The 26852-nt window shown below is 75.1% G+C and carries 21 protein-coding genes; 16 read left to right on the forward strand and 5 right to left on the reverse strand.

Annotated features, from left to right (window positions below; all coding sequences use genetic code 11):
• Positions 1–15: 15 nt before the first annotated feature.
• Entirely contained in the window at positions 16–1188 is a 1173-nt protein-coding gene (locus tag ACFY00_RS04375; RefSeq protein ID WP_388027044.1) for an exonuclease SbcCD subunit D, read from the reverse strand.
• Positions 1189–1391: 203 nt separating this feature from the next.
• On the opposite strand from ACFY00_RS04375, the gene ACFY00_RS04380 reads away from it, so the two are divergent.
• Together ACFY00_RS04380 and ACFY00_RS04385 are read left to right on the forward strand one after the other, a co-directional pair.
• Positions 1392–1985 carry a hypothetical protein gene (locus tag ACFY00_RS04380; RefSeq protein WP_388027046.1) on the forward strand — a complete coding sequence of 198 codons (594 nt, stop codon included), beginning with the start codon at positions 1392–1394 and terminating at the stop codon, positions 1983–1985.
• A gap of 208 nt (positions 1986–2193) precedes the next feature.
• Positions 2194–2991 (forward strand): SGNH/GDSL hydrolase family protein, encoded by a 798-nt coding sequence (locus ACFY00_RS04385; protein ID WP_388027047.1) that lies wholly within the window; start codon positions 2194–2196, stop codon positions 2989–2991.
• A gap of 100 nt (positions 2992–3091) precedes the next feature.
• Here ACFY00_RS04385 and ACFY00_RS04390 read toward each other — a convergent pair whose 3' ends face one another.
• Both ACFY00_RS04390 and ACFY00_RS04395 read right to left on the reverse strand, forming a co-directional pair.
• Positions 3092–4210, reverse strand: a complete 1119-nt coding sequence (locus tag ACFY00_RS04390) for a polysaccharide deacetylase family protein (RefSeq protein WP_388027049.1) — start codon at positions 4208–4210, stop codon at positions 3092–3094.
• Between the two features lie 151 nt (positions 4211–4361).
• Complete coding sequence (locus ACFY00_RS04395) at positions 4362–6185, reverse strand: AMP-dependent synthetase/ligase (protein ID WP_388027051.1); 1824 nt, start codon at positions 6183–6185, stop codon at positions 4362–4364.
• A 361-nt stretch (positions 6186–6546) separates the two neighbouring features.
• On the opposite strand from ACFY00_RS04395, the gene ACFY00_RS04400 reads away from it, so the two are divergent.
• From ACFY00_RS04400 to ACFY00_RS04420, 5 genes are all read left to right on the forward strand, one after another.
• Complete coding sequence (locus ACFY00_RS04400) at positions 6547–9291, forward strand: nitrate- and nitrite sensing domain-containing protein (RefSeq protein ID WP_388027053.1); 2745 nt, start codon at positions 6547–6549, stop codon at positions 9289–9291.
• Positions 9288–9707 carry a roadblock/LC7 domain-containing protein gene (locus ACFY00_RS04405; protein ID WP_388027056.1) on the forward strand — a complete coding sequence of 140 codons (420 nt, stop codon included), beginning with the start codon at positions 9288–9290 and terminating at the stop codon, positions 9705–9707. The genes ACFY00_RS04400 and ACFY00_RS04405 overlap by 4 nt, the downstream gene beginning before the upstream one ends.
• Before the next feature lie 8 nt (positions 9708–9715).
• Positions 9716–10225 carry a DUF742 domain-containing protein gene (locus ACFY00_RS04410; RefSeq protein WP_388027059.1) on the forward strand — a complete coding sequence of 170 codons (510 nt, stop codon included), beginning with the start codon at positions 9716–9718 and terminating at the stop codon, positions 10223–10225.
• Entirely contained in the window at positions 10206–10814 is a 609-nt protein-coding gene (locus ACFY00_RS04415) for an ATP/GTP-binding protein (RefSeq protein ID WP_388027061.1), read from the forward strand. Before ACFY00_RS04410 ends, ACFY00_RS04415 begins: the two co-directional genes overlap by 20 nt.
• Positions 10815–11439: 625 nt before the next feature.
• Positions 11440–12099, forward strand: coding sequence for a winged helix-turn-helix domain-containing protein (locus tag ACFY00_RS04420; protein ID WP_388027064.1), 660 nt, complete (start codon positions 11440–11442; stop codon positions 12097–12099).
• A gap of 151 nt (positions 12100–12250) precedes the next feature.
• On the opposite strand, the gene ACFY00_RS04425 is transcribed toward ACFY00_RS04420, so the two are convergent.
• Complete coding sequence (locus ACFY00_RS04425) at positions 12251–13021, reverse strand: IclR family transcriptional regulator (protein ID WP_388027067.1); 771 nt, start codon at positions 13019–13021, stop codon at positions 12251–12253.
• Between the two features lie 373 nt (positions 13022–13394).
• Here ACFY00_RS04425 and ACFY00_RS04430 point away from each other — a divergent pair, with 373 nt between their 5' ends.
• From ACFY00_RS04430 to ACFY00_RS04455, 6 genes are read left to right on the forward strand one after another with little or no spacing between them, the layout of a single operon-like run.
• Positions 13395–14405, forward strand: a complete 1011-nt coding sequence (locus tag ACFY00_RS04430; protein ID WP_388027070.1) for an ABC transporter substrate-binding protein — start codon at positions 13395–13397, stop codon at positions 14403–14405.
• Positions 14406–14429: 24 nt separating this feature from the next.
• Positions 14430–15461 (forward strand): NrtA/SsuA/CpmA family ABC transporter substrate-binding protein, encoded by a 1032-nt coding sequence (locus ACFY00_RS04435; protein ID WP_388027072.1) that lies wholly within the window; start codon positions 14430–14432, stop codon positions 15459–15461.
• Positions 15458–16306 (forward strand): ABC transporter permease, encoded by an 849-nt coding sequence (locus tag ACFY00_RS04440; RefSeq protein ID WP_388027074.1) that lies wholly within the window; start codon positions 15458–15460, stop codon positions 16304–16306. Before ACFY00_RS04435 ends, ACFY00_RS04440 begins: the two co-directional genes overlap by 4 nt.
• Entirely contained in the window at positions 16303–17058 is a 756-nt protein-coding gene (locus ACFY00_RS04445; protein WP_388027075.1) for an ABC transporter ATP-binding protein, read from the forward strand. The genes ACFY00_RS04440 and ACFY00_RS04445 overlap by 4 nt, the downstream gene beginning before the upstream one ends.
• Before the next feature lie 26 nt (positions 17059–17084).
• A complete protein-coding gene (locus tag ACFY00_RS04450; protein ID WP_388027077.1) occupies positions 17085–17993 on the forward strand; it encodes an ABC transporter substrate-binding protein in 909 nt (302 codons plus the stop codon).
• Between the two features lie 5 nt (positions 17994–17998).
• Positions 17999–19069: an LLM class flavin-dependent oxidoreductase gene (locus tag ACFY00_RS04455; RefSeq protein ID WP_388027079.1), complete on the forward strand. Its 1071-nt coding sequence runs from the start codon at positions 17999–18001 to the stop codon at positions 19067–19069.
• A gap of 68 nt (positions 19070–19137) precedes the next feature.
• Here the strand turns inward: ACFY00_RS04455 and ACFY00_RS04460 are convergent, their stop codons facing one another.
• Positions 19138–20127 (reverse strand): aldo/keto reductase, encoded by a 990-nt coding sequence (locus ACFY00_RS04460; protein ID WP_388027081.1) that lies wholly within the window; start codon positions 20125–20127, stop codon positions 19138–19140.
• 176 nt (positions 20128–20303) lie between these two features.
• Between ACFY00_RS04460 and ACFY00_RS04465 the strand changes: the two genes are divergently transcribed.
• From ACFY00_RS04465 to ACFY00_RS04475, 3 genes are all read left to right on the forward strand, one after another.
• Positions 20304–20753 carry a group III truncated hemoglobin gene (locus ACFY00_RS04465; RefSeq protein ID WP_388027082.1) on the forward strand — a complete coding sequence of 150 codons (450 nt, stop codon included), beginning with the start codon at positions 20304–20306 and terminating at the stop codon, positions 20751–20753.
• A gap of 200 nt (positions 20754–20953) precedes the next feature.
• Positions 20954–24469: a BTAD domain-containing putative transcriptional regulator gene (locus ACFY00_RS04470; protein WP_388027083.1), complete on the forward strand. Its 3516-nt coding sequence runs from the start codon at positions 20954–20956 to the stop codon at positions 24467–24469.
• A 177-nt stretch (positions 24470–24646) separates the two neighbouring features.
• On the forward strand, positions 24647–26800 hold the full coding sequence (locus ACFY00_RS04475) for an MMPL family transporter (protein ID WP_388027084.1): 2154 nt from the start codon (positions 24647–24649) through the stop codon (positions 26798–26800).
• Positions 26801–26852: the final 52 nt, after the last annotated feature.

The raw sequence follows: 26852 nt of genomic DNA on the forward strand, positions 1-26852 counted from the left end.
GGGGGCGGGGGCGGGTCACCGGGCGTTCTCCTCGGCCCGGGCGGCGGCGGTGCGGCGCACCGCCTCCAGGCCCTCCAGCAGCCAGGACCGCTCGGCGCCGTCGAGCGCGCGGCTGGGGCGGACGTGCGCGACGAAGCCCTCCACCACCTCCCGGTCGGTGCGCCCGCTGACCCGCTGGGCGTACGAGGCCCGGTCGGTGCGCTCGCCGCCCTCCGGGTCGAAGAGCAGTTGCAGGGTGTGCGGGAAGCGGGCGCGCAGCCGCTCCATCGCGTCGGCCGGGCGGACCGGGTCGGTCAGGGTGGCCTGCACCCAGCGGTCGACGGCGTACTCGTGCTCGTCGCCGTCCAGCAGCTCGTCCAGGCGACCGCGCAGCTGGGCCAGTTCGCGCGGCACCGGGCAGTACACCCGCCGGGCCTCGACGGCGCCCGCCGCGTCCAGGTCGACCAGCCACATCGACTTGCGGTGCGCCGTCTCGGAGAAGGAGTACGCCAGCGGGGAGCCGGAGTAGCGCAGGTGCGGGGCCAGGGTCTGGCAGCCGTGCAGGTGGCCGAGCGCCACGTAGTGCACGCCGTCGAAGACCGCGGCGGGGACGGACTGCACGCCGCCGACCGCGATGTCCCGCTCGCTGTCGCTGGGGGCGCCGCCGGTGACGAAGGCGTGCGCCAGCACCACGGCCCGGGTGCCCGCGGGGCGGGCGGCCAGGTCGGCGCGGACGCCGTCCATCGCCGCGGCCAGCACCTGCTCGTGGCCGCCCGCGGCCAGGCCCAGCCGCTCGCGGACCAGGGCGGGCTCCAGGTACGGCAGCCCGTACACGGCGACCGGGCCGTGCTCGTCGGCGAGCAGGACGGGCTCGGCCAGGGCGCCCGGGTCGGTGCGCAGGTGGATGCCGGAGCGGTCGAGCAGTCGGGAGGCGGTGCCCAGGCGGCGGGCCGAGTCGTGGTTGCCGGAGATGAAGACCGCGGGCACGCCCAGTTCGGACAGCCGCCACAGCGCCTCGTCGAACAGCGCCACCGCCTCCAGGCCGGGCAGCGCCCGGTCGTAGACGTCCCCCGCGACCAGCACCGCGTCGACCCGCTCGGCGGCGACGGTCGCCACCAGGTGGTCCAGGAAGGCCTGCTGCGCGGCGTGCAGGTTCTCCCGGTGGAAGGACCGGCCCAGGTGCCAGTCCGAGGTGTGCAGCAGCCTCACTCGCCCGCTCCCCGCCGCATCGCCCTGCCGCCCCTCGTCCGTCCGGTGCTCAGGTACGAGTATCACAGGTCCCGGACACCGCTCCGGGGCCGCCTTAGCAGACGCGGTGACCCGGGTGGCGGTCGGGGCTGTTCATCGGTCGGGTGTTCGGGGAAGATCATCAGGTGGTGCGGCGGGCCGGCCGGAGAGCGGAGGGAGTGGCGATGGGCATCGAGTACAGCCCGGAGATCTCCGAGCTGCTCGGGCGGGTGCGCCGCCGTCCCAACGCGGGCTGGCCGTGGCGGCCGGGGGAGCGGGTGCCGGCCGGGCTGACGGTCAAGCAGTCCTGGGGGTGGCTGTTCGCGCCGGACGGGCGGGTGCTGACGCTGGTCAACCCGCGGGACGGCGTGGTCAGCCTGCCCGGCGGGTCGCTGGAGCCGGAGGACGGCGGGGACCCGGGCCGCGCGCTGGCCCGGGAGGCGGGCGAGGAGGCCCAGGCGGTCGTCGAGGGGCCGGTGTACCTCGGCTACCTGTACGACCGGGTCGGCTCGGCCAACGGCGGCCACGAGTGCGCCCGGGTGCGGATGGCCGCGGCGCTGCGCGCGGTGGGCCCGTCGGCGCCGGACCCGGCCTCGGGGCGGCACTACCGGCGGCTGCTGGTGGCGCCGGGGCTGGCGGTGGAGCTGCTCGGCTGGGGGCCGCCGGGGCTGCGGCAGGCGCGGGCGGCGGTCGCGGCGGCGGCCGCGCGCTGGGGCGTGCCGGTGCGGGCGGACGAGACGATCGAGGAACTGCCGTTCGCGGGCTGCCGGTTCCGCTGAGGAGGCGGACCCTCCCGTTCCGCCGGAACGACGGTCCGAAGATCCGACGAGGGGATTTCTGCAGCCCAGGTCAGGGGTGGGTCTGCGCGCGTAGCGGACGTTGGGGTCCCGTTCGGTGAGTGTTCGTCAATTTCTTTGGCATGACCGCTTCCCCGGGAGGCTACCGACTGGTATCCAAGTGTGGCCTGCGTCACTCCTGGAGGATCAGATGTCTCGCGTCCGTGCCCTCACCGTCGCGCTCACCGCGGCGGCCCTCTCCGTCACCACCCTCGTCGCCGCCACCCAGGCGAGCGCCGCCGGGGTCAACTACGTCGCCCTCGGCGACTCGTACTCGGCCGGCGTCGGCTCCGGCAGCTACACCAGTGACAGCGGCAGTTGCAGCCGCAGCACCAAGGCGTACCCGTACCTCTGGAAGACCGCGCACGCGCCGACCTCGTTCTCCTTCGTGGCCTGTTCGGGCGCGCGGACCGACGACGTGGTGGCCAACCAGCTGAGCGCGCTGAGCAGTTCGACCACGCTGGTGTCGATCACCATCGGCGGCAACGACGCGGGCTTCGCCTCCACCATGCAGACCTGCGTGCTGGACAGCGAGAGCTCCTGCCTGAGCGCCGTGAGCGCGGCCAAGAGCTACGCCACCAACACGCTGCCGGGCAAGCTCACCAGCCTGTACGGGCAGATCAAGGCGAAGGCGCCCAACGCGCACGTGGTGGTGCTCGGCTACCCGCACCTCTACCAGGTGCCCGGCACCTGCATCTTCGGCATCTCGAACACCAAGCGGACCGCGATCAACGGCGCGGCCGACACCCTGGACACGGTGATCGCCAAGCAGGCGGCGGACGCCGGGTTCACCTTCAAGGACGTCCGGTCGGCCTTCGCCGGGCACGAGATCTGCGGCTCCTCCACCCAGTGGCTGAACAGCACCACGCTGCCGGTCAGCGACAGCTACCACCCGAACTCGACCGGCCAGGCCAACGGCTACCTGCCGCTGTTCAGCGCCGCGGCCTGAGTCGTGCGGTAGGGCGCGAGGCGTCCGTGGGGGACGAACACCGGTGGCCGGGCCCGTACGACGGGCCCGGCCACCGCTGTCGTGGCGGCGTCGTCGCGGCTCAGCGCAGGTAGTCGGTGAGCGCCGCGGGCCGCAGGCCCGCCCGGGCGGCGGCGTCCAGGGTGCGCTGCAGGTCGCCGGTGAGGGTGTCGGTGAAGTGCAGGATGACGATGTCGCCGGGCTGCAGCGCGCCGCCGGGGTGGGAGGTGTTCGAGGCGCCCCAGCCGAAGTCGGCGTTCGCGGTGACCAGGTGCGTCATGCCGCAGTTCGCGGCGGCCTGCCGGGTGTCGGCGTTCCAGGCGAAGTACGGCGGGCGCAGCAGCGTCGGGACGGTGCCGTAGTGGGCGGTGACCGCGTCCCGGGCGTCGCAGATCTCGGCCTGCTGCTCGGCGAGCGACAGGGTGGTCAGGTCGCGGTGCGAGACGCCGTGGTCCTCGATCGCGGAACCGGGCACGGCGGTGGCCCGGGCGAAGTAGTCGGGCTCGAAGCCCTCCGGCATCGGCAGCGGGAACGCGGTGACCGGGACCTGCCGGTCGGCGATCAGCCGCGCGGCCGCCGGGTCGCGCGTCCAGCCGTCGTCGACGGTGACGAAGACGACCGGGTCGGCGGTCGGCACGCTGCTGGTCGGCGGCGCGGGCGCCGGGCTGTCGCCGCTCACCTCGACGTCGTCCACCGCGATCGGGCCCTGGCCGTACCAGCCGTGCACGTACAGCTGCACCGAGCCGGTGGCCGCCCCGGTGGTGAAGGAGGTGGTCAGCTGCTGCCAGCCGTCGCCGGTGGCGGCCGTCCAGGCGGGGGAGACGTCGTGGCCGGTGCCGGTGGCGCCGAGGAAGGCGTACGAGCCGTGCACCCAGGCGCGGTAGGTGTAGGTGGTGTTCGGGCGCACCGCGAGGGTCTGGGTGCACTGACCGGTGGAGTCGGCCGAGGCGGGGGTGATCGCCAGGGCGGAGCCGCCGGTGCGGGCCGCGGTGGTGACCGCGCCCTCGCCCGCCGCGCAGTGCCAGCCGGGGATCGAGCCCCAGTCGGCCAGCGGCAGGGCGGGGATCTCGAAGCCGGGATTGGTGGCCAGGTTCGGCGCGGGGGCCGCGGCCTGCGCGTGCGCGGCCGGGGCGGTGCCCAGGCAGGCCAGTGCGGTGGTGGCGGCGAGGGCCGCGAGGCGGCGGCGGGCGGAACCGATCACGGGTCAACTCCAGTGTGGGGGACGGGCGGAGGAGTGACTCCCGGAGGGGGCGGGGGTCGGTGGGGGCCCTGCCGCACCAGGCCGCAGCACACAATGGACTGGACCAATCCCGGCGGTCAAGCGGAACGGCCCGACCGGTGGGCGAGATCGGTCAACCGGCGTAGAGCTCCTCGATGTCCTGCGCGTAGCGCTCCGCCACCGCCGAGCGGCGGATCTTCAACGAGGGCGTCAGCAGCCCGTCCTCCACCGAGAACTCGCGCGGCAGCAGGCGGAACGCCCGGATCGACTCGGCCCGCGACACCGTGGTGTTCGCCGCCCCCACCGCCCGCTGCACCTCCTGGTGCAGCTCCGGGTCCGCCAGCGCCTGCCACACGTCCAGCGGAGGCCGCCCGCGGGCCCGCAGCCAGTGCGCCAGCGCCACCGGGTCCAGCGTGATCAGCGCCGCCAGGTAGGGCCGCCGGTCGCCCACCACCAGGCACTGGGCGATCAGCGGGTGCCTGCGCACCCGCTCCTCCAGCACCGCCGGGGCCAGGTTCTTGCCGCTGGAGGTGACGATCACCTCCTTCTTGCGGCCGGTCAGCACCAGGTAGCCGTCCTCGTCCAGCTCGCCCAGGTCCCCCGTGGCCAGCCAGCCCCGGCACAGCGCCTCGTCCGAGCAGCGCGGGTGGTTGAGGTACCCGGAGAACACCCCCGGCCCCTTCACCCACACCTCGCCGTCCTCGGCGATCGCCACCGTCGAGCCCGGCAGCGGGCGGCCGACCGTGCCGAACTTCGCCCGCCGCGGCGGGTTCGCGGTCACCGGCGCGGAGGACTCGGTCAGCCCGTAGCCCTCGTACACCGTCACGCCCGCGCCCGCGAAGAACAGGCCCAACTCCCGCGCCAGCACCGACCCGCCCGACATCACCGTCCGCACCCGGCCGCCCAGCACCGCCCGCACCCGCTGGTACACCAGCCGTTCGTAGGCCGCGTGCCGCAGCCGCAGCGCGGGCGAGGGGCCCGGGCCGCGGCGGTGCGCCCGGCGCTCGCGGGCCGCCGCCCACTCCACCGCGACCTGCTCGGCCTGCTCGAACAGCTCCAGCCGCCCCGCCGCCTCCGCGGCCTCCCGGGCCCGGCGGTGGATCCGCTCGAAGACGTACGGCACCGCGTGCAGGAAGGTCGGTTCGAACGAGGCCAGCGCGGGCAGCAGGCTGTCCGCCGACACCCTCGGGTGGTGGCCGATCCGGATTCCGCCGCGCACCGCCGCGACCTGGGTGATCCGCCCGAACACGTGCGCCAGCGGCAGGAACAGCAGCGTCGCGGGCTGCCCGCCGCCGGTGTCGCGGAACGCCTCGTCCCAGCCCGCCAGCATGGCGTCCGCCACCGCGGCGAGGTTCCCGTGCGTCAGCAGGCAGCCCTTGGGGCGGCCCGTGGTGCCCGAGGTGTAGACGACGCTCGCCAGCGAGTCCGGCGACACCCCCAGCCGCTGACGGTGCACCAGGGCGTCCGGCACGCCCGCGCCGTCCGCGGCCAACTGCGCCACGCAGCCCCGGTCCAGCTGCCAGATGCCGGTGAGCTCCGGCAGCGCGTCGCACACCGCGCCCACCGTCATGGCCTGGTCCTCGTCCTCGACCACGCAGGCCACCGCCGAGGTCTCCGCCAGGATCCAGCGCACCTGGTCCGGTGCGGCCGACGGGTACACCGGCACCGGGACGGCGCCGACCGCCCAGAGCGCGTAGTCGAACAGCGTCCACTCCCAGCGGGTCGCCGACATCACCGCGACCCGGTCGCCGTAGCGCACCCCGCGGGTCAGCAGGCCCTTCGCCAGGGCGAGCACCTCGTCCCGGAACCGGCGCGCCGTCACCGGCTCCCAGCCGCCGTCGCCCGTCCGCCGGGACAGCTGCACCAACTGCGGCTCCCGCTCCGCCCGGTCGAACACCGAGTCGGCCAGCCCGCCGGTCGGCGCACCGCCCAGCGCGGGGCTGCTGAACTCTCGCACGGTCCCCCCGATCCCGCCGTCCCCCGTCTCCGGTCCGCACGGCCGGAGCGGTACCGGCGAAGCTACCGGATCGGCGCGGCGCTGCCCAGAGTCACCGAGCGGCGACGCCCCGCACCGGCCGCAGGGATGCAGGTCGGGGCCATGACAGAACCCGGCCGGGAAATTAAAGGACGATCCGGACAACAGCCGATCACGATGCACTTTCACCCTACGAACGGGTGGTCAGGAAGTAGTAGGCTCGCGGCTCTCGACCCCCGCCGTACCACCCCCCTGCCCGCACCCTCCCCTGCCCACGCGCTCCCACCCGCGCCCGCCCACCCGCGTCCCGGGGCCCCTCCCCCGAGGACCACGAAGGACCCGTATGCGCCTGCGCCGCAGCTCGATCCGCGCGAGGATCGTCGCGCTGCTCCTGGTGCCCATCGCGGCGCTCAGCGGTCTGTGGGTCTACGCCACCCTCGTCACCACCGGCGACGTGCGGGGACAGCTCGACCTCAGCTCCACGTACACCGCCTTCGGCAACCCGGCCGACCAGTACGCCTACGACCTCCAGCAGGAGCGCACCGCCGCCGTCCTGCGGCTGGCCGCCCCCACCAACGCCGACTACGCCGCCGCCTACGCCAAGGCCCGCACCACCACCGACCGCGACCTGCAACTGCTGCGCTACCAGGGCGCCAGCCACGACGCCGACAAGCTCGACGCCGACCAGCGCGCCCGCTACCAGGACCTGCTCGCCGTCGCCGACCAGCTCGGCGCCATCCGCAGCCAGATCGGCCAGCAGAAGCAGAGCTGGGACGGCGCGCTCAAGGACTACAGCGACCTGATCACCCCGGTGTTCGCGTTCCGCTCCTCCTTCATCGCCAAGCAGTCCGGCTCGCTGCCCCGCCAGGGCACCATCCTGGTCGAGCTCTCCCGGGCCGGCGAGTACCTCGCCCAGGAGACCGCCGCGATGCGCGCCCTGCGGGCCGGCACCGAGGCCGCCGCCCGGGACCCCCGCAAGCAGCAGGTCGCGCTGGACGCCATGAACGCCCAGCAGGCCCTGTTCCGGATCTACGTCGCCGAACTCGACGGCGAGGACCGGGAGGCCTACAACGCGCTGCGGATGCAACAGGACTGGAGCTGGCTCACCGCCGCCGAGAACGGCTTCGACAAGGCCGCCGACCGGGCCCTGGAAGTGCGCGGCGGCCCCGTCGACTCCTGGGGCGAGACCGCCGACAAGGTCCTCGCCGAGATCGACGCCGTCAACTCCCGGCTCGCCGACAACCTCGGCAAGCAGGCCCGCCAGAACGCGATCGACGCGCTGGTCCGCGGCGGCACCGCCGGTCTGATCGGCCTCGCCGCCGTCATCCTGTCGATCGTCATCTCCTACCGCACCGGCCGCCGCCTGGTGCGCGAACTCGTCGGCCTGCGCAACGCCGCCGCCGACCTGTCCGCCACCCGGCTGCCCTCCGTGATGCTCCGGCTGCGCCGCGGCGAGGCCGTCGACGTGGTCGCCGAGGTGCCCCAACTCGACTTCGGCGCCGGGGAGATCGGCCAGGTCGGCCGGGCCTTCAACGAAGTCCAGCGGGTCGCCGTCGAGGCCGCCGTCGAACAGGCCGAACTGCGCCGCGGCGTCTCCGCCGTCTTCGTCAACCTGGCCCGCCGCAGCCAGGTCCTGCTGCACCGCCAGCTCACCCTGCTCGACACCATGGAGCGCCGCACCGAGAACCCCCGCGAGCTGGAGGACCTGTTCCGGCTCGACCACCTCACCACCCGCATGCGCCGCCACGCCGAGGGCCTGATCATCCTCTCCGGCGGCTCGCCCGGCCGCGCCTGGCGCAAGCCGGTCCGGATGGTCGACGTGGTGCGCGCCGCCGTCGGCGAGGTCGAGGACTACGCCCGGGTGCAGGTGCGGCCCTTCCCCGGCACCGGCCTGCTCGGCTCCGCCGTCGCCGACGTCACCCACCTGATCGCCGAACTCGTCGAGAACGCCACGGTGTTCTCCCCGCCGCAGACCCAGGTCACCGTCCAGGGCGAGGTGGTCGCGCACGGCTTCTGCCTGGAGATCGACGACCGCGGCCTGGGCCTGAGCGAACAGCACCTGGAGGAGATCAACCAACGCCTCGCCGTCGAGCAGGAGTTCGACCTCGCCGACACCGACCGCCTCGGCCTGTTCGTGGTCTCCCGGCTCGCCCGCCGCCACGGCATCCGGGTGCACCTGCGCCCCAGCGCCTACGGCGGCACCTCCGCCGTCGTGCTGATCCCGCGCGAGCTGCTCGCCGAGACCGTCGAGACCGCCCCCGACGCCCCCCGGCAGAGCGGCGAGGACACCGGCAGCCACCGGCAGCCTGCCGCGCCCGCCAGCAGCATCGCCCGCGGCAGCCTCGGCCGCACCGGCGCCGCCGGGCCGGGCCGCCGCCAGGGCGCCCACGCCGCACCGGCGGTGGCCGCACCGGCCGCCACCGCCGCGCTCGGCGGGCCCCGCCCCGCCACGGCCGAACCCTCCGCCACCCCCGGCGGCCTGCCCCGTCGCCGCCCCGGCGCCGCCCAGCAGTCCGCGCCGGGCGCGGGGGGTGCCGGGGGCACCGGGCGCCACCGCCGCCCCGAGGAGGATGCCGCCGCCGCGGTGGCCGCCGCCGTGCAGTCGCCTGCCGCTGCCGGGACGCCCGCTGCCGGGGCGCCCGCCGTTGCCGAGGGGCCCGCCGGGGGGCCCGCGCTGACCCCGGTGGCCGGGGGGCTGCTGCCCAAGCGCGTCCGGCAGGCCAGCCTGGCGCCCCAACTGCGGCCCGGCGCCGGGCCGGAGCCCGCCGAACCGGTCCGCGAGCGCAGCCCCGAGGAGGCCCGTTCCACGTTCGCCTCCTTCCAGCGCGGCTTCGCCCGCGGCCGCGGTGACCGACTGCAGCCCGCCTCGCTCACCGTGGTGCGCTCCGAGCCCGACCCGTCCGGCGCCGACGAGGGCGCCGAACGGCCCACGCCCGTACGGCCGTCGCTGCCCGGGCAGTCACCCCGACTGCGGGTCGCGCTGCCCTCCGCCCCGGTGCCGCACGCGCTGCCCCCCGCCCGCTCCGTCCCGTCGGCGCACCAGACGCCGACCGCACCGCCCGCACCAGCAGAAGGAACCGAATCATGACCGCAACAACACCGCCGTCCGGGGACCTCGACTGGCTCCTCAACGACCTGGTCGGCCGGGTGGCGACCCTTCGGCATGCGGTGATCCTGTCCAGCGACGGCCTCGCCACCGGCGTCTCCAGCGGCCTCGGCCGCGAGGACGCCGAGCACCTGGCCGCGGTCGCCGCGGGCTTCCACAGCCTCGCCAAGGGCGCCGGACGGCACTTCCAGGTCGGCGGCGTCCGGCAGACCATGGTCGAACTGGACGAGGCCTTCCTGTTCATCACCGCGGCCGGTGACGGCAGTTGCCTGGCCGTGCTCAGCGACGCCGAATCCGATGTGGGCCAAATAGCGTACGAAATGGCACTGTTGGTCAAGCGCGTCGGCGAGCACCTGGTCGCCGAACCGAGGACCGATACCACCCTGCCCGGGAGATGACCCATCCGATGAGCGAGCCCGACCCGACCGAGCCGACCGAGGCCCCCGCCCCGGCCGACCTCAGCGGTGCGACCGCGGACGGCGAGCCGGCCGACGAGCCGTCGGCCGACCTGTTCGCGCCCCGCACCCCGGTGGACGACCGCTGGTTCGACGACGACGCCGGACCGGTGGTCCGGCTGTTCTCGATGACCAGAGGACGCGCCCGCCCGGTCGACGACGGCCTGTTCGACCTCATCTCCCTCGTCACCGCCGCGGTGCCGGCCCTGGCCGGCCCCGGCGGCGGTCCGGACCTCGCGCTCGACCCGGAACACCACGCGATCCTCGAACTCTGCCGCGAAGAGCCGCTCAGCGTCGCCGAGTTGGGGTCCTACACCGACCTGCCGGTGAGCGTGGTGCGGGTCCTGCTCGGCGACCTCCACGACGCCGAACTGATCAGCGTCACCCGACCCGTCCAGCTCGCCCACCAACCGGACGAGCGCCTGCTACGAGACGTGATCAATGGCCTCCGTGCACTCTGACGCACCGTCAACTTCCCCCCTCCGCAAGGCCCCCTGGGGTGCCAACGCGGTCAAGATCCTGATCGCCGGAGGCTTCGGAGCGGGCAAGACCACCCTGGTCGGCGCGGTCAGCGAGATCCGTCCGCTGCGCACCGAGGAGTCGCTCAGCGAGATCGGCCGGCCGGTCGACGACACCGCCGGGGTGGAGGCCAAGCGCACCACCACCGTCGCCATGGACTTCGGCCGGATCGACCTCAGACCCGGCCTCGCGCTCTACCTGTTCGGCACCCCCGGCCAGGACCGGTTCTGGTTCGTCTGGGACGAGCTCGCCCGCGGCACCCTCGGCGCCGTCGTCCTCGCCGACACCCGCCGCCTCGCCGACTCCTTCCCCTCGGTCGACTACTTCGAGCAGCGCGGCATCCCGTTCGTGGTCGCCGTCAACTGCTTCGAGGGCACCGAGGTGTACGCCCCCGACGACGTCCGCGCCGCGCTGGACCTGCCGGCCGCGGTGCCGGTGCTGCTGTGCGACGCCCGGCGGCGCGAGGACGGCAAGGAGCTGCTGATCCGGCTGGTCGAGCACGCGGCCGTCCGGGCGGGCGTGCGGCTCTGACGTCCAGGCAGTTCCGCCCCGGGCGGTTCCGCTCGGGGCGTTCCGCCGCCGATCCCGCAGGTAGTTCTGCCTCCGATGTTTTTTCCGTTTCCGCAGGTCGGGGCGGTGGCGTCCGGATCGTGGACGTTTTCTGTCTCGGCCTGCGGATGTTACCCTCCAGCGGGTTGCCTTCCGGGCACCGGGCGTGGAAGTCTCGTACCCGTGCCCGCCGCCGTTCCGCCGCGGGCCGACGAAACGCAGGGGGAGGAGCCGCACCATGACCGCCACGGTCCGCATCGCCGCCCTCCCCGTGCTCACCGTCCGTCGGTACATCGACCACGGCCGGATCTACAGCGCCTGCTGTCGCTGACGCACCGCCACCCCTCCCCGTACCCGCGTACGCCGTCGGGAGGGCGGCGGTTCCGTGCGTCCCCGTCGACCCGTGCCGCGCTCCGGAGAGCAACCGTGCAGACCCGCACCCTCCTCGAACCCTTCTGGCCCTCACGCCGGAACCACCACTTCGACCAGACCTGTCGGCGCGCGACCCGCGCCTCCCGGCCCCGGACCTGACCAACCGTCAACTCCCGTGCGCCGGAAGCGCAGACGACGACCACCCACCGACCGTCACGCGCGAAAGAGCCCTCACATGTCGTACGCCACCGCCACCGCCACCGCGACCCCGCACCTGCGCGCGGTCCGCTCCCTCCCCAACCTCGCCCCCGCGACCGCCGCCACCGCCGAGCACCGGCGGGCCGCCGCGCCCCGCCCGGTCGTTCCGGCCGCCGCGTCCGTCGCCCCGGCCCCGGAGAGCCTGCTCGCCGGGCTCCAGGACGGCGCCGCCGTGGTCGCCGCCCTCCCGCAGTCCGTCCTCCCGCAGGGGCTGCTGGCCCAGCTCGGGGCGGCCAACTCCCCGCTGGTCGGCTACCTGGTGCTGGTGCCCGCCGAGACCCAGGCCCCCGCCGTGCCCGTCGCGCCCGTCGCGGAGGCCCCGGCCGCCCGGTCGTTCACCCGCCCCGCGGACAGCGGCATCTCCGTCGACCTGGACCGCCGCAACGCGTACGTCGACGGCTCGCTGCTCGACCTCACCTACCTCGAGTTCGAGCTCCTCGCCCACCTCACCGAGCACCCGCACCGCGTCCACACCCGCGACCAGCTCGTCCACACCGTCTGGGGCTACGGCCACGTCGGTGACGGCCGCACCGTCGACGTCCACGTCGCCCGCCTGCGCCGCAAGCTCGGCGCGGCCTACCGCGACACGATCGTCACCGTCCGCCGCGTCGGCTACAAGTACGCGCCCGCCGCCTGAGACCAGGGGCGCGGGGAACCGCGCGAGCGCCACACGCGCACAGCAAGGTCGCGACAGGGCATCGACTCACTGCCCCCGTCGCGACCTTGCTGGCGTTCTTCTTCCGCTGCGCGCAGTTGCCCGCGCCCCTGTCGGTGCGCTCCGGGGCTCGCTAGCGCTGGTCCGGGGGCAGCAGGAGAATCGCCAGGGCCTGTGCGCAGGACTTCGCGTGGGCGAGGGCGCGCGGCAGGGTCGCGTCGGTGAGGTGGGCCGGGGTGGAGCGGACGGCGAGGGCGAAGCGGGCGGTGGGGGTGCGGTCGAGGACGGGGACGGCGAGGGTGCGGACGCCGGGGGTGGACTCGCCGTCGTTGAGGGCGTAGCCGCGTTCGCGGGTGAGGGCGAGTTCGGCGTCCAGGGCGGCCGGGTCGGTGAGGGTGTGCGGGGTGTAGGCGGGCAGCGGCCCCTGCAGCGGCGGGTCGGCGGGGGAGGGCCAGGCCAGCAGGACCTTGCCGAGGGCGGTGGAGTGCAGGGGGCGGCGCAGGCCGAGGCCGGTGGAGGGCAGGACGGAGCCGCCGACCAGGATGACGGCGTGCGGGCCGGAGCGGATGGCGAGGTCGGCGGTGGCGCCGGTGCGCCGGGCGAGCTGGGCGAGTTCGGGGGCGGCGAGGTGCAGTCCGCGCTGGTGGAAGGTGAGTTGGCCGAGTTCGGCGACGGCCGGGCCGAGCCGGTAGCGGGCGGTGCGCTCGTCCTGGTCGAGGAAGCCGGTGGCGACCAGGGTGCGGGCGAGGCGGTGCGCGGTGGAGACGGACAGGCCCATCCGGCGGGCGAGTTCGGAGGCGCTGAGGTCGGGCCCGTTGTCGTGGAAGCAGTGCAGCAGGCCGAGCGCCCGGTGGACCGCCTGGGCGCCGCCGGGCGGGGCGGGGAGGGTTCCGGGGGCGGGCATCGCGCTTCTCCGGTTCGGCTCGTCGGTGGTCGACGTCGGTGACCGACGCCGCTGGTTGACGTCATGGTCAACTCCGGTGCTGTTTCCAGGATATGGGAGTGATCGCTGCGGCAGTGTGTCGGCAGTGTTGCGGCTGTCCGGCCTGCCGTGAACAGGTGATCCCATCATCTGGCAAGGCTTGATTCGGCCCCCGGTCAGGTGGAACGCTCGGTCCATCAGCCGGTTCGAACAGGAGGGAGTCCACCGTGAAGACGCACCGGTGCCACTCCTCCTGTTGTCGCTGACCCCTTCGCGAACCCCCTTCTCCCGCGCGGCCGTTCCCACCATGTGGCACGGTGCCCGCGCGCCTCCTGCCGATTCCCGGAGCCCCGCCATGAGCACGCCCCCCGCCGCGCCCCCATACCCCGACACCCTGTGGTTCACCCGCTGCCCCGTGCCGACCGCGACCGGCATCGCCGCCGACCGCGGCTGGCTGGCCGAGGAGTTCGCGGCCGAGGGCATCGCGGTGCGCTCGCTGCAGGACGTCCCGCCGGAGGTCGCCGCCGACCACCACTACACGCACGCGCTGACCGGCCTGTTCCGGGAGGGCGGCAACGTCCCGGCGCTGTGGGCCCGTTCGCGCGGCGAGCGGACCAGGCTGATCGGCCTGACCTGGATCGAGGAGCGCCAGACGGTGCTCGTCCGGGAGGGCAGCGGCATCGCCGCCGCGGAGCAGCTGCGCGGGCTCCGGCTCGCGGTGCCCCGGCACCCGATCGCGATCGACTTCTGGCGGGCGATGGCCCTGGCCGGGCACCACGGCGCCCTGGCCTCCGCCGGGCTGACCCCGGACGACGCCGAGTGGGTGGACGTCGAGGCCGCCCCCGGCGGCGGCCAGTGGGAGGCCGAGCTGGCCGCGCTGGCCGAGGGCCGGGTGGACGCGGTGTACGTGAAGGGTGCGCTCGCCGTGGAGGCCGCACGCCGCCACGGGGCCGTGCCCGCCGTGGAGCTGGACGCACTGGCGGACCGCCGCCACCGGGTCAACAACGGCACGCCCCGCCCGATCACCGTCCACCAGCAACTCCTCGACGAACAGCCGGAGTTGGTGGCGCGCTTCCTGGCGGTGCTGCTGCGCGCCGCCGACTGGGCGGCCGACCGGCCCGCGGACGTGGCCCGGATCCTCGGCGCCGAGACCGGGGCCGGCCCGGAGGGCGTCGCCGGGGCGTACGCGGCGGGCAGCCACCGCACCCTGCACCCCGACCTCTCGGCCGACCGCCTCGAACTCCTCGCCCAGCAGGAGCAGTTCCTGCACGCCCACGGCTTCCTCGCCGACCGGGTCGACGTCCACGCCTGGGCCGACCCCGCCCCGCTGGCCGCGGCCCGCGCCCTGCTCGCCGCCCGCTCCTGACGACCCCCACTGTTGGAGAACCCCATGCGCACCACCGTCCGCCGCCCGCTGCTCGCCGCCACCGCGCTGACCGCCCTCGCCGCGCTCGCCCTGACCGCCTGCTCCTCCGCGAAGGACACCGCGGCCTCCGCCGACGGCAAGGGCGGCGCCGAGGTGGTGCTGCGGGTGCCCGACCCCGGCAACTCCGGCTTCCTCGCCAAGGGCAAGAAGGACGGCTCGCTGGACAGGGCGCTGGCCGCCGTGCACGCCAAGGTGGTCTGGACGGGCAGCGCCGGGCCGTTCGCCCCCGCCGCCCAGGCCCTCAACGCCGACCAGCTGGACGTCGCCCAGGGCTCGATCACCTCGGCCGTCGCCGCGCTCGCCCAGAAGCCCGGCTTCAAGCTGTTCGCGCAGACCGAACCGGACGAGGCCGGCGAGGGCATCCTGGTGAAGAACGACTCGCCGATCAAGGAGGTCAAGGACCTGGTCGGCAAGAAGGTCGCCGTCTCGCAGGGCGGCACCTCCGAGTACCTGCTGCTCAAGGCGCTGGAGAAGAACGGAATCCCGGCCGACCAGGTCCAGCGGGTCTACCTGCGGGCCGACCAGACCTCCGGCGTCTTCAACTCCGGCCAGGTCGACGCCTGGGCGACCTGGGGCACCTTCTCGATCCCCGCCATCGCCAACGCGAACTCACACTTCCTGGCCAACGGCAAGGCCGTCGGCAGCGACAACTACGCGGTGTGGGCCGTGCGTTCGGCCTTCGCCGAGAAGCACCCCGAGGTGGTGAAGGCGTTCTACGGCTACCTGCACGAGAACGGCGCCAAGGAGAAGGCCGACCCGGCCGCCTATCTCAACGTGTTCACCGACGCCGGGCCGACCGCCGTCACCCCCGCCGAGAAGGAGATCGCCGTCGAGTTCGGCAAGCAGCGCGCCGTCGACTCCCCGATCACCGACGCCGACACCGCCCGGTTCGCCGTGGTCGCCAAGTTCTACGCCGACCAGGGCGTCACCAAGACCCTGGTCGACGTCAAGCCCTACCTGATCGACGTCAACTCCCTCGCCGGGAGCGGACAGTGACCACCACCACCGAGGCGGCCCGGGCGGCCGGACTGGTCGCCCCCCGGGCCCGCGCCACCACCGCCCGGCCGCGCGGCCTCTCGCTCGCCCTGCGCGCCCTGGGCCCACTGGCCCTGCTCGCCGCCTGGCAGATCTCCTCCGCGACCGGCGCGCTCACCCCCGACGTGCTCGCCTCGCCCGGCCAGGTCCTGCAAGCCGTGCAGGAGTTGTGGGGCAACGGGCAGCTCACCGACGCGCTGTCCACCTCGCTGACCCGGGCCGCCCTCGGCCTGCTGTTCGGCGCCGGCACCGGCCTGGTGCTCGGCGTGGTCACCGGCTTCTTCCGGCTCGGCGAGGAACTGCTCGACTCCGCGGTCCAAGTCCTGCGCACCGTCCCGTTCCTGGCGCTGGTGCCGCTGTTCATGGTCTGGTTCGGCATCACCGAGACGGCGAAGATCGCGCTGATCGGCGTGGCCACCTCCTTCCCGATGTACGTCTCCGCCTCCGGGGGCGTCCGCAACACCGACCGCAAACTCGTCGAGGCGATGCGCAGCTTCGGCCTCTCCCGCTGGGCGGTGGTCCGCGAGGTCGTGCTGCCCGGCGCGCTGCCAGCCCTGCTCTCCGGACTGCGGCTGTCGATGACGCTCAGCGTGATCGCGCTGATCGCCGCCGAGGAGATCAACTCCACCGAGGGGATCGGCTACCTGATGGCCCAGGCGCAGAACTTCTCCCGCACCGACGTGCTCGCCGTCTGCATCCTGATCTACGGCCTGCTCGGCCTGGCCGCCGACGGCGCGGTCCGCGTCCTGGAACGCGTCCTGATGCCCTGGCGGCCCGTCACCGGACGGCAGGTGGCCGGACGATGAGCACCTCCGCCACCACCGCCCCCGCCACCACCGTGCCCGCGGTCCACCTGCGCGGCCTGCGCCGGGTGTTCGGCACCCGCGCCGTCCTGGACGGCATCGACCTGGACATCGCCCGCGGCGAGTTCCTCGCCCTGCTCGGCGCCTCCGGCACCGGCAAGACCACCCTGCTGCGGATCCTCGGCGCCCTCGACCGCGCCGACCAGGGCACCGTCCTCGTCCCGCCCTCGCGCACCGTGGTCTTCCAGGAACCCCGGCTGATCCCGTCCAAGCGCGTCCTCGGCAACGTCACCGTCGGCCTGCCGCGCGGCGCGGCCACCCGGGAGACCGGCCGCCGGGCGCTGGCCGAGGTCGGTCTCGCCGACCACGCCGACGCCTGGCCCGGCACCCTCTCCGGCGGCGAGGCGCAGCGCGCCGCGCTGGCCCGCGCCCTCGTCCGGGAGCCCGAACTCCTGCTGCTGGACGAACCGTTCGCCGCCCTGGACGCCCTCACCCGGCTGCGGATGCAGGACCTGGTCGGCGAACTGTGCCGCAAGCACCGGCCCGCCGTCCTGCTGGTCACCCACGACGTGGACGAGGCGATCCGGCTCGCCGACCGGGTCGCCGTCCTGCGCGACGGCGCCCTCGTCCGCGACGAGACCGTCACCGTCGAACGCCCCCGGGACGCCGCCGACCCCGAATTCGCGGCACTGCGCCGCCGCCTGCTCGCCGACCTCGGCGTGCACCGGGGCGCCGCGCCGCAGCACGCCAACTAGCCACTCCTGCAAGGAAAGAGACCGCCATGACGATCACCGTCGGGGTGCACCGCTCCAACCCCTCCCTCTACCACCTGGCCCGACTCGACTACCTGCAGCAGGAGTTGGCCCCGCTCGGCGAGAGCGCCGAGTTCCACCACTACACGGACGGCACCAAGACCGGCCCCTACCTGGCCGACGGAACCATCGACTTCGGCGGCACCGGCTCCACCCCGCCGATCACCGCCCAGGCCGCGGGACACGACATCGTCTACACCGCCGTCTCCGCGCCCCGCCCCGACCACGGCGCGCTGCTGGTCGCCGCCGACGGGCCGGTGCACTCGGTCGCCGACCTCAAGGGCACCACCGTGGTGCTCGGCATCGGCTCCTGGCAGACCCACCTGCTCGCCAAGGCCCTGCACCAGCACGGCCTCTCGTACGGCGAGGACGTCAGCGCCGAGCGCCCGGCCGGGGACGAGGCCGAGCGGCTGCGCAGCGGCGCCATCGCCGGCTGGATCGCCCAGGGCGCCGAACTCGCCGCCGCCCGACGCACCGGGGAGTTCCGCGAACTGATCCGCACCGGCGACGTCATCACCGACCGCTCGGTGTTCTTCACCCGCCGCGAACTCGCCGTCCAGCGGCCCGAGGTGGTCGCCGCCGTCGTCACCGCCCTGCAGCGCGCCGACCACTGGGCCGCCGCCCACCCCGCCGAGGCCGCCGCCATCGCCGCCGAGGACCAAGGCGGCGAGGCCGCCGACTGGCACACCGCGCTGGCCGCCCTGCCCTGGCAACTGGAGCCCGCCACCGCCGAGTTCGTCGCCGAGCAGCAGGAAGCCGCCGACATCTTCCACCGGGTCGGCTTCATCGACCGGGCGGTCACCGTCGCCGACATCCACCTGCCCGAGCTGGAGCAGCCCGTCGCCGCCGCCATCTCCCGCGCCGCGAAGGAAGCCTGAGCACCATGGCCACCGAAGTCCTCTGGTACCTGATCCCCCGCGAGGGCCACTACCCCTGGGAGCCCGAAGGCCGCCGCCCGGTCGACCTCGGCTACCTCCAGCACCTCGCCGCCACCGTCGAACGCCTCGGCTACACCGGCGCGCTGCTCGCCACCGACCAGTACGACGTGTGGACGCTCGGCTCCGCGCTGGCCGCCGCCACCGGCCCCGGCTTCCAGCCCCTGCTCGCCGTCCACCCCGGCCTGGTCTCGCCCACCCTGCTGGCCAAGATGGCGCTCTCCTTCGAGCACCTGCACGGCCCCGGTCGACTGCGCTTCAACGTGGTCAACGGCTCCACCGGCCAGCTACGCGAGTACGGCCTGCACGTCGAGCACGACGACCGCTACCGGCTGTCCGCCGAGTACTGGAGCCTGGTCAAGCGCCTCACCAGCGGCGAAGTCTTCGACCACGAAGGCGAGTTCTACCAGCTGAAGAACGCCGGGGCCTCGCTGCGCGACCTGCCGCCGCTGCGCGAAGGACACATCCCGCTCTGGTTCGGCGGCTCCTCCCCGGCGGGCATCGAGGTCGCCGCCGAGCACGTCGACGTCTACCTCACCTGGGGCGAACCCCCGCACCTGCTCAAGGAGAAGCTGGAGCGCGTCCGCGAACGCGCCGCCGCCCACGGTCGCACCCTGCGGCTCGGACTGCGTCTGCACCTGATCGTCCGCGACACCGAGGAACAGGCCTGGGCCGCCGCCGACCGGCTGCTCGACGTCACCAGCGAGGCCACCTACGCCCGCCAGCTCGGCGGCCGGGCCGAGGAGGACGGCGTCGGCTGGCAGCGCCAGTTCCGCCAGCACGGCGGCCGCGTCCCGGCCCGCGCGCGGGAGTTGGAGACCCACCCCAACCTGTGGCCCGGCATGAGCCTGTTCCGCCCCGGCCCCGGCACCGCCGTGGTCGGCTCCACCGACCAGGTGGTCGAACGGCTGCGCGAGTTCCAGGAGTTGGGCGTGGACACCTTCATCCTCTCCGGCAACCCGCTGCTGGAGGAGGCCTACCGGGTCGCCGAGACCGTCCTGCCGAAGCTGCACCCCTGACCGCACCGGTGAACGGGCGGGTGGCCGAACTCCCCTCGGCCACCCGCCCGTTCACCGCCGCTACCGCCTCACCTGCCGATCCGGTCGATCTCCGCCAGCTCCTCCGCGGACAGCGGACCGGCCGCCAGCGCGTCCAGGTTCTGATCCAGCTGCTTCACGCTCGACGCGCCGATGATCACCGACACCACCCGCTCGTCCCGCAGCACCCAGGACAGCGCCAGCTGCGCCAGGCTCTGCCCGCGGCCCTCCGCGACCTTCGCCAGCGCCCGCAACTGCTCCAGCTTCGCCTCCGTCAGCGCCTCCTCCTTCAGGAAGTGGCCCACCGACATCCGCGAACCCGCCGGGACGTCGCCCGACAGGTAGCGGTCGGTCAACAGGCCCTGCGCCAGCGGCGAGTAGGCGATCAGCGCGGTCTGCGTCTCGCCCACCGCGTCCAGCAGCCCCTGCTCCGGCTCCCGGTTCAGGATCGAGTAGCTCGCCTGGTTCAGCAGGCACGGCGTGCCCAGCTCGCGCAGGATCGCCACCGCCTCCCGGTGCTGCTCCGCCGGGTAGTTGGAGATCGCCGCGTACAGCGCGCGGCCCGAGCGCACCGCCGTGTCCAGCGCGCCCATCGTCTCCTCCAGCGGGGTGGTCGGGTCCCACCGGTGCGAGTAGAAGACGTCGACGTAGTCCAGGCCCATCCGGTCCAGCGACTGGTCCAGGCTGGCCAGCAGGTACTTGCGGCTGCCGCCGTCCCCGTACGGGCCCGGCCACATGTCCCAGCCCGCCTTCGAGGCGATGAACAGCTCGTCCCGGAACGGGCGGAAGTCCTGCGCGAACAGGTAGCCGAAGTTGCGCTCCGCGCTGCCGTACGGCGGGCCGTAGTTGTTCGCCAGGTCGAAGTGCGTCACCCCCCGGTCGAAGGCCCGGCGCAGCACCGCGCGCTGCACCTCCAGCGGCTGGGTGTCACCGAAGTTGTGCCACAGGCCGAGCGAGACGGCGGGCAGCTGCACGCCGCTGCGCCCGGCGCGGCGGAAGGACATCGAGGCGTAGCGGTCTTCTGCGGGGAGGAAGCTCATGACCAGCATCCTGCCAGGTGGAGGCCCCGACGGGACCAACGACCCTGCCCGTGGACACCGCCCCGACGTACCCTGGCCGGACGGGCGCAGCGGCGCGCCACCACCCGTGACGGCACGTGACAGCAGGTGACGGAGCGGGGCGGCGACAGCACGGGACAGCACGAGAGGACACGGCCGTGGCACTACCGGACATCACCAGCCGGGCCGACCTGGAACGGGCCCTCCGGCTCTTCTACCGCGCCGCCTTCGCCGACCCGCTGATCGGCCCGCACTTCACCGAGATCGCCCGCCTCGACCTGGAGGCCCACCTCCCCCGGATCACCGACTTCTGGGAGAGCGCCCTGCTGCGCACCGCCTCCTACCGCGGCAACGCGCTCGCCCCGCACGCCGCCCTGCACGCCGCCGCCCCGCTCACCGCCGCCCACTTCGGCCGCTGGGTCCAGCTCTGGCGCGCCACCCTCGACGGCCGCCACGCCGGGCCCGTCACCGAACGCGCCAAGGCCCAGTCCCAGCGCATCGCCGTCGCCATGCTGCGCCGCCTCGGCGACGGCCGCACCGACGGCGGCACCGGCGGCTTCGTCCCGCTCGGCGCCGTCCGCCTGGCCTCCGGCAGCGCGATCGGCTGACCGCGCCACGGCCCGCCGTCGGGCAGCTGCCACTCCGTCGCCACCCGCGGATCGACACGTACGTCCCCATGGGGCCAGGCTGGCAGCACCGCGCCCGGGGCGTCCAACGGTTCGCGGCCCGCTTCGGGCCCACTTGGAGCCCGCTTGGAACGCAGGTGGGCGACGGTTGCGCGCGGGCATCGCATAGGCTCGATCCCACGATGGTGCGGATCACTGTGCTCGGGACACTGACGGCGCAAGTGGCGGGGGCCGCCACCCGGTTGGGAGGCCCGCGCCAGCGCAGCGTGCTCGCCCAGCTCCTGGTCGCCCGCGGGGCGGCCGTCCCCGCCGACCGGCTCGTCGACGACCTGTGGGAGGGGCGCCCGCCCGCCAAGGCCGCGACCTCCCTCCAGGCGTACGTCTCCAACCTGCGCCGCCTGCTGGAACCCGGGCGCGGCCCCCGGCAGGAGGCCCGCCTGCTGGTCAGCGAGGCGGGTGGCTACGCGCTGCGCGGCGTCCGCACCGACGCGCAGGAGTTCGAGGACCTCCTCGCCGACCCGCACCCGGAGGGTTCGGAGCGGCTGCGCCGGGCGCTCGGGCTCTGGCCGGGGCCGGGCCCGGCGTACGGCGAGTTCGCCGACCGTCCCTGGGCCGCCCCCGAGGTGGCCCGGCTGGAGGAACTCCGCACCGCCGCACGGGAGTCCGCCGTCGAGGCCGACCTCGCCGCCGGACACGCCCGCACCGCCGCGCGGGACGCCGCCGCCCTGGTCGAGGACCACCCCCTGCGCGAGGAGGCCTGGCGGCTGCTCGCCCTCGCCCTCTGGCACGGCGGCCGGCAGGCCGAGGCGCTGGCCGCCGTCCGGCGTGCCCGCAGCTACTTCGCCGCCGAGCTGGGCCTCGACCCCGGTCCGCTGCTCACCGCCGTCGAATCCGCGATCCTGCACCAGCGCACCGAGGAGCTGGCCCCGCGCCGCACCCCGCCCCGGCCGACGGCCGCCACCGGCGGGGGAGCGGCGGAACCCGCCGCCGGGGCGGTGTCGTCACCCGTCGGCGGAGCCGGTGCCGTCGCGGCCGCTACCCGGGTGCCCGGCGGGCCCGTACCCGCACCCATACCCGTACCCGTACCTGTGCACCCGGCCGCCGGGGCCGACCGTCCCGGGGCCGGTCCTTCCGGGGGCGATCCGTCCGGGGGCGGGCGTTCCGGCGCCGGGCGGGTGCAGGTGTTCGTGGGGCGGCGGGAGGAGCTGGCGGCGCTGTCGGGAGCGGCCGGGCGGGCGCGGGGCGGGGCCGGGTTCGCGTTGGTGAGCGGGGAGGCGGGGGCCGGGAAGTCGACCCTGCTGGGGCGGCTGCGGGAGCAACTGGGCGCCGGTGGCTGGCGGGTGGTGACCGGGCGGTGCCCGGAGAGCGCGGGGGCCCCGGCGGCCTGGGCGTGGACGGAGGTGCTGCGCGACCTCGCCCGGCACGAGCCCGCCGTCGCGGCCGATCCGCTGCTGGCCCCGCTGCTCGCCGACCCGGAGCTGACGGCACGTCAGGAGGCGGGATGGGGCCGGTTCCGGATGCACCGCGCGGTGGTCGCCCGGCTGCACGCCGCCGCCCGGACGGCACCGCTCGCCGTCCTGCTGGACGACCTGCACGCCGCCGACCCGGAGACCCGGGAGCTGCTGGGCGAGTTGGCCGCCGACCAGTCCGTGCCGGAGGCCTCCGGCGGCCTGCTGGTGGTGGCCGCCCTGCGCCCGGGCGAGGGCGAACTCGCGCACGTTCTCGCCAAGTTGGCCCGGCGCTCGCCGCTCAGGGTGCCGCTCGGCGGGCTCGCCGAACCCGATGCCGGGCGGCTGATCGAGGCGGTGTGCGCCGCCCCGGTGCGGCCGGAGACCGTCCGGGCGCTGGCCGAACGCACCGGCGGCAACCCGTTCTACCTCGCCGAGAGCGCCCAACTCCTGGCGCTGGGCGACGAGTCGACGGCCCTGCAGCAGGTCCCGCAGGGCGTCCGGGAGGTGTTGCGCCGCCGCTTCGAGCGGCTGCCCGCGCCCGCCGTCGACCTGCTGCGGCTGGCCGCCGTCGCGGGCCGGGAGAGCGACGTCGACCTGCTGCTGCGGGCCGGGGAGCAGGACGAGGAGACCGCCACCGAGGCGGTCGAGGCGGCCGTCGCGGGCGGCCTGCTGCTCGAACCCCGGCCCGGCACCGTCCGGTTCGCCCACGTGCTGGTCCGCGACACCCTGTACGCGGACCTCGGCGGCCTGCGCCGGGCCCGGCTGCACGGCCGGATCGGACACGCCCTGCGCGACCTGCGCCCCGGCGAACTCACCGCGCTGGCCCACCACTTCACCCAGGCCGCGACCACCGCCACGGCCGCCCTCGCGGTCGACCACTGCGTCCGCGCCGCCGAGGACGCCGAACGGCGCTACGCCCACGCCAGCGCCGTCAACCTGCTCCGGCAGGCCGTCGACAACCTGGAGCGCGCGGCCGAACAGCCCGGCGAGGACCGGCCCGCCCGCCGGATCGAGCTGCTCGGCGCCCTGCTGCGCGCCCAGGTCCGGGCCGGGCAGGTCACCGCCGCCACCCGCACCAAGGCCCGCGCGCTCCGACTCGCCCGGGAGAGCGGCCGGGAGGAACTCCTGGTCGCCGCCTGGACGGCCTGGACCGAGCCCACCCCGTGGGTCACCCACCCGTACGGCGCCCTCGACCAGGAGGCCGTCGACCAGCTCACCCGGCTGCTGCGCCGCACCGACCTGCCGCCCGCCACCCGCTGCCGACTGCTCGACGCGCTGACCCAGGAACTCGACTGCGCGGGCTCGACCGAGGCGATCGCCGCCGGGCGGGAGGCCGTCGCGATCGCCCGCGCCGAGGGCGACCCGCGGCTGCTGTGCCTGGCCCTCGCCGCCGAGGCCCGGGCCTGCGACCACGAGCTGGCGCCGGTCGACCGGGCCGAGCTGGCCGCCGAACTCGCCGCCCTCGCCGCCGAGCACGACCTGCCCGCCTACCGCTGGCACGCCGAGCACCTGGCCGCCACCGCCGCCGCCGTGCGCGCCGACCTGCCCGCGCTGCGCCGCCACATGGCGGCCGGGGAGGAGATCGCCCGCCGCTACGGGCTGGCCGAGTTCGTCGACGTGGTGCTGTTCCAGCGCGGCATGCTGGAACTCGCCGCCGACCGCGTCGAGGAGGCCGTCGCCCTCTACGAGCAGGCCCTGACCGGCCTGCGCGAACGCGGCTCGCTGCACGCGGACGGCCTGGGCGCGCTGATCCGGATCGTGGTCGCGCACCGGCGGGGCCGCCTCGGCGAGATGCTGCCGCTGATCCGGGAGCACCACGCCCAGTACGGCCCGCTGATCGCCGACGTCACCGCGCTCGCCATGCACGCCGCCGGGCACGACCCGGCGGAGGTCCGGCGGGCCCGGGGCGAGTACCAGGGCATCCAGGCCGACTACTTCCGCTCGCTGTTCCTGCAACTGCGCGCCGACCTGGTCATCGCCCTGGACGAGACCGAGGAGGCGGCCCGACTCCTGGACCAGATGCGTCCGTTGGCGCACCTGGTGGCGGGTGCGGCCTCCACCTCGGTGGCGATCCGCCCGGTCGCCCTCACCCTCGGCGAACTCGCCCGCCACCTCGGCCGCACCGCCGAGGCCGCCGACCACTTCCGGCAGGCCGCCGAGGTCGCCCGCCGCTGGGAGGCCCCCGGCTGGGAGGCCGAAGCCCACGCCGCGCTGGCCGCCCTCGGGGCCGGACGCCCGCCGTCCTGACTCCGGCCCCATCGTTCCGGCCCCGTCGTTCCCACCCCGCCGCTCCGGCTCCGCGCCGTCCCGACCCCCGCCGCGCCGCCCGGCCCGGGCTCGGCGGGGGCGCCAAGTGGGCTCCAAGAGCCGTCTCCCACACTGGGGTTCGACATCGGATCGACCGTCGCACGGAAGGCTTCTGCAATGTCCACACTCCTCGGCCGCCTCGGCGGGGCCGCGGCGGCCCGGCCCTGGCGCACCGTCGCCGCCTGGGTGCTGCTGCTCGTCGCGGTGCTCGGCCTGGCGCAGGCGTTCGGCGGCGAGCCGCGCGACAACTACCGGATCCCCGGCACCCCGTCCACCGCGGGCATGGACCTGCTGAACGCGCGCTTCCCGGAGACCTCCGGCACCAGCGCCCGGGTGGTGGTCCACGACCGCAGCGGCCGGGCGCTGCCCGCCGAGGCGCTGGCGGCGCTGCGCGGGAGCCTGGCGAAGGTGCCGCACGCGCTGTCGGTGAGCGAGCCGATACCCTCCCGGGCCGGGGACACCGCGCTGCTGACGGTCGGTTACGACGTCAAGGTCACCGCGATCAAGCGGATCGAGGGGATGGACGCGCTGCAGGCCGCCACCCGGTCCGCCACCGACGCCGGGTACCAGGTCGAGTTCGGCGGCGAGCTGCCCGAGCACTTCAGCGCCCCGAACGGGACGGCCGAGGCGATCGGCATGGGCGCCGCGCTGGTGATCCTGGTGGTCTCGCTCGGCTCGGTCGTCGCCGCCGGTCTGCCGCTGCTGGTCGCACTGGCCGGGCTCGGCGCCGGGACGGGGCTGATCACCCTGATGTCGGCCGTCACCGACATCAGCGGGATCGCGCCGACGGTGGCCTCGATGGTCGGTCTGGGCGTGGGCATCGACTACGCGCTGCTGCTGGTCTCCCGGCACGTGGAGGGGCTGCGCCGGGGCCTGGACGCCCGGGCCGCCGCCACCGAGGCGAACGCCACCGCGGGCACCTCGGTGGTGGTCGCCGGGGCGACGGTGCTGGTCTCGCTGCTCGGCCTGAAGCTGGCGGGCCTGTCCGTCTACGCCTCGTTCGGCTACGCGACCTTCGCCACCGTCGGCGCCGTGATGGCGGCCGCCCTGACGCTGGTGCCCGCGCTGGCCTCGCTCTCCGGCCCGCGCCTGCTGCGCCGCGCCGAACGCCGCGCCGAACGCCGGGCCGCCACCACCACCGCCGCGCAGCCGCCCGCCGCGCCGACCCGCACCGAGCGCTGGGCCCGGCTGGTCGGCCGCCGCCCGGTCAGCGCCGCGGTGCTCTCGCTGATGGTGCTGCTGGGCCTGGCCGCCCCGGTGCTGGGCATGCGGACCTGGCCGCAGGACGCGGGCAGCCAGGCGTCCGGCAACACCACCCGCAAGGCGTACGACCTGATCGCCGAGGCGTACGGCCCGGGCGCCAACGGGCCGCTGCTGCTGGCGATCGACCTGGAGCGACTGCCGAAGTCCGAACTCCCGGCTTTGGCAGAGAAGTTGACGGCCGATCCGGGGGTCGCCGCGGTGCAGCCGGCCCGGGTCAACGCGGCGGGCGACGCCGCCGTGATCAGCGTCCAGCCCCGCACCGGCCCGCAGGACGCGGCCACCCCGAAGCTGCTGAAGCGGCTGCGCGCGGACGAACTCCCGGCCGGGGTGCAGGTCACCGGCCAGGTCGCGGCCTTCTCCGACATCTCCGACCGGCTCTCGCAGCGGCTGTGGGTGGTCATCCCGTTCGTGGTGGTGCTCTCGCTGATCCTGCTGACGGTGCTGTTCCGGGCGCCGGTGATCGCGGTCAAGGCCGCGCTGATGAACCTGCTGTCGGTGGCGGCCGCGTACGGGGTGATGACGGCGGTCTTCCAGCACGACCCGGGCGCGCGGCTGCTGGGGCTGCCGCACGCGGTGCCGGTCTCCAGTTGGGTGCCGATCCTGATGTTCACCGTCCTGTTCGGCCTGTCGATGGACTACGAGGTGTTCCTGCTCTCCCGGGTCCGCGAGGACTGGCTGGCCACCGGCGACCCGCGCGGCAGCGTGGTGCGCGGCCTGTCCTCCACCGGGCGGGTGATCAGCAGCGCGGCGGCGATCATGGTGGCGGTGTTCACCGGCTTCGCGATCGACCCGGACATCACCGTCAAGATGATCGGCGTCGGTATGGCCGTCGCCGTCCTGGTCGACGCCACCGTGGTCCGGATGGTCCTGGTGCCCGCCACCATGACCCTGCTCGGCCGCCACAACTGGTGGCTGCCCGGCTGGCTGGACCGCCTGCTCCCGCAACTGCGGATCGAGCACGGCGCCGCTGCCGCACCCGCCCCCGCCGAGCGGCCGGTCACCGTCTGACCCGCCCGCGCCGCTCCCGCCCCCCGGGCCCCGCCGTGCGTACGGTGGGGCC

The organism is Kitasatospora sp. NPDC001540 (assembly GCF_042894345.1).
Lineage (GTDB): Bacteria > Actinomycetota > Actinomycetes > Streptomycetales > Streptomycetaceae > Kitasatospora > Kitasatospora phosalacinea_C.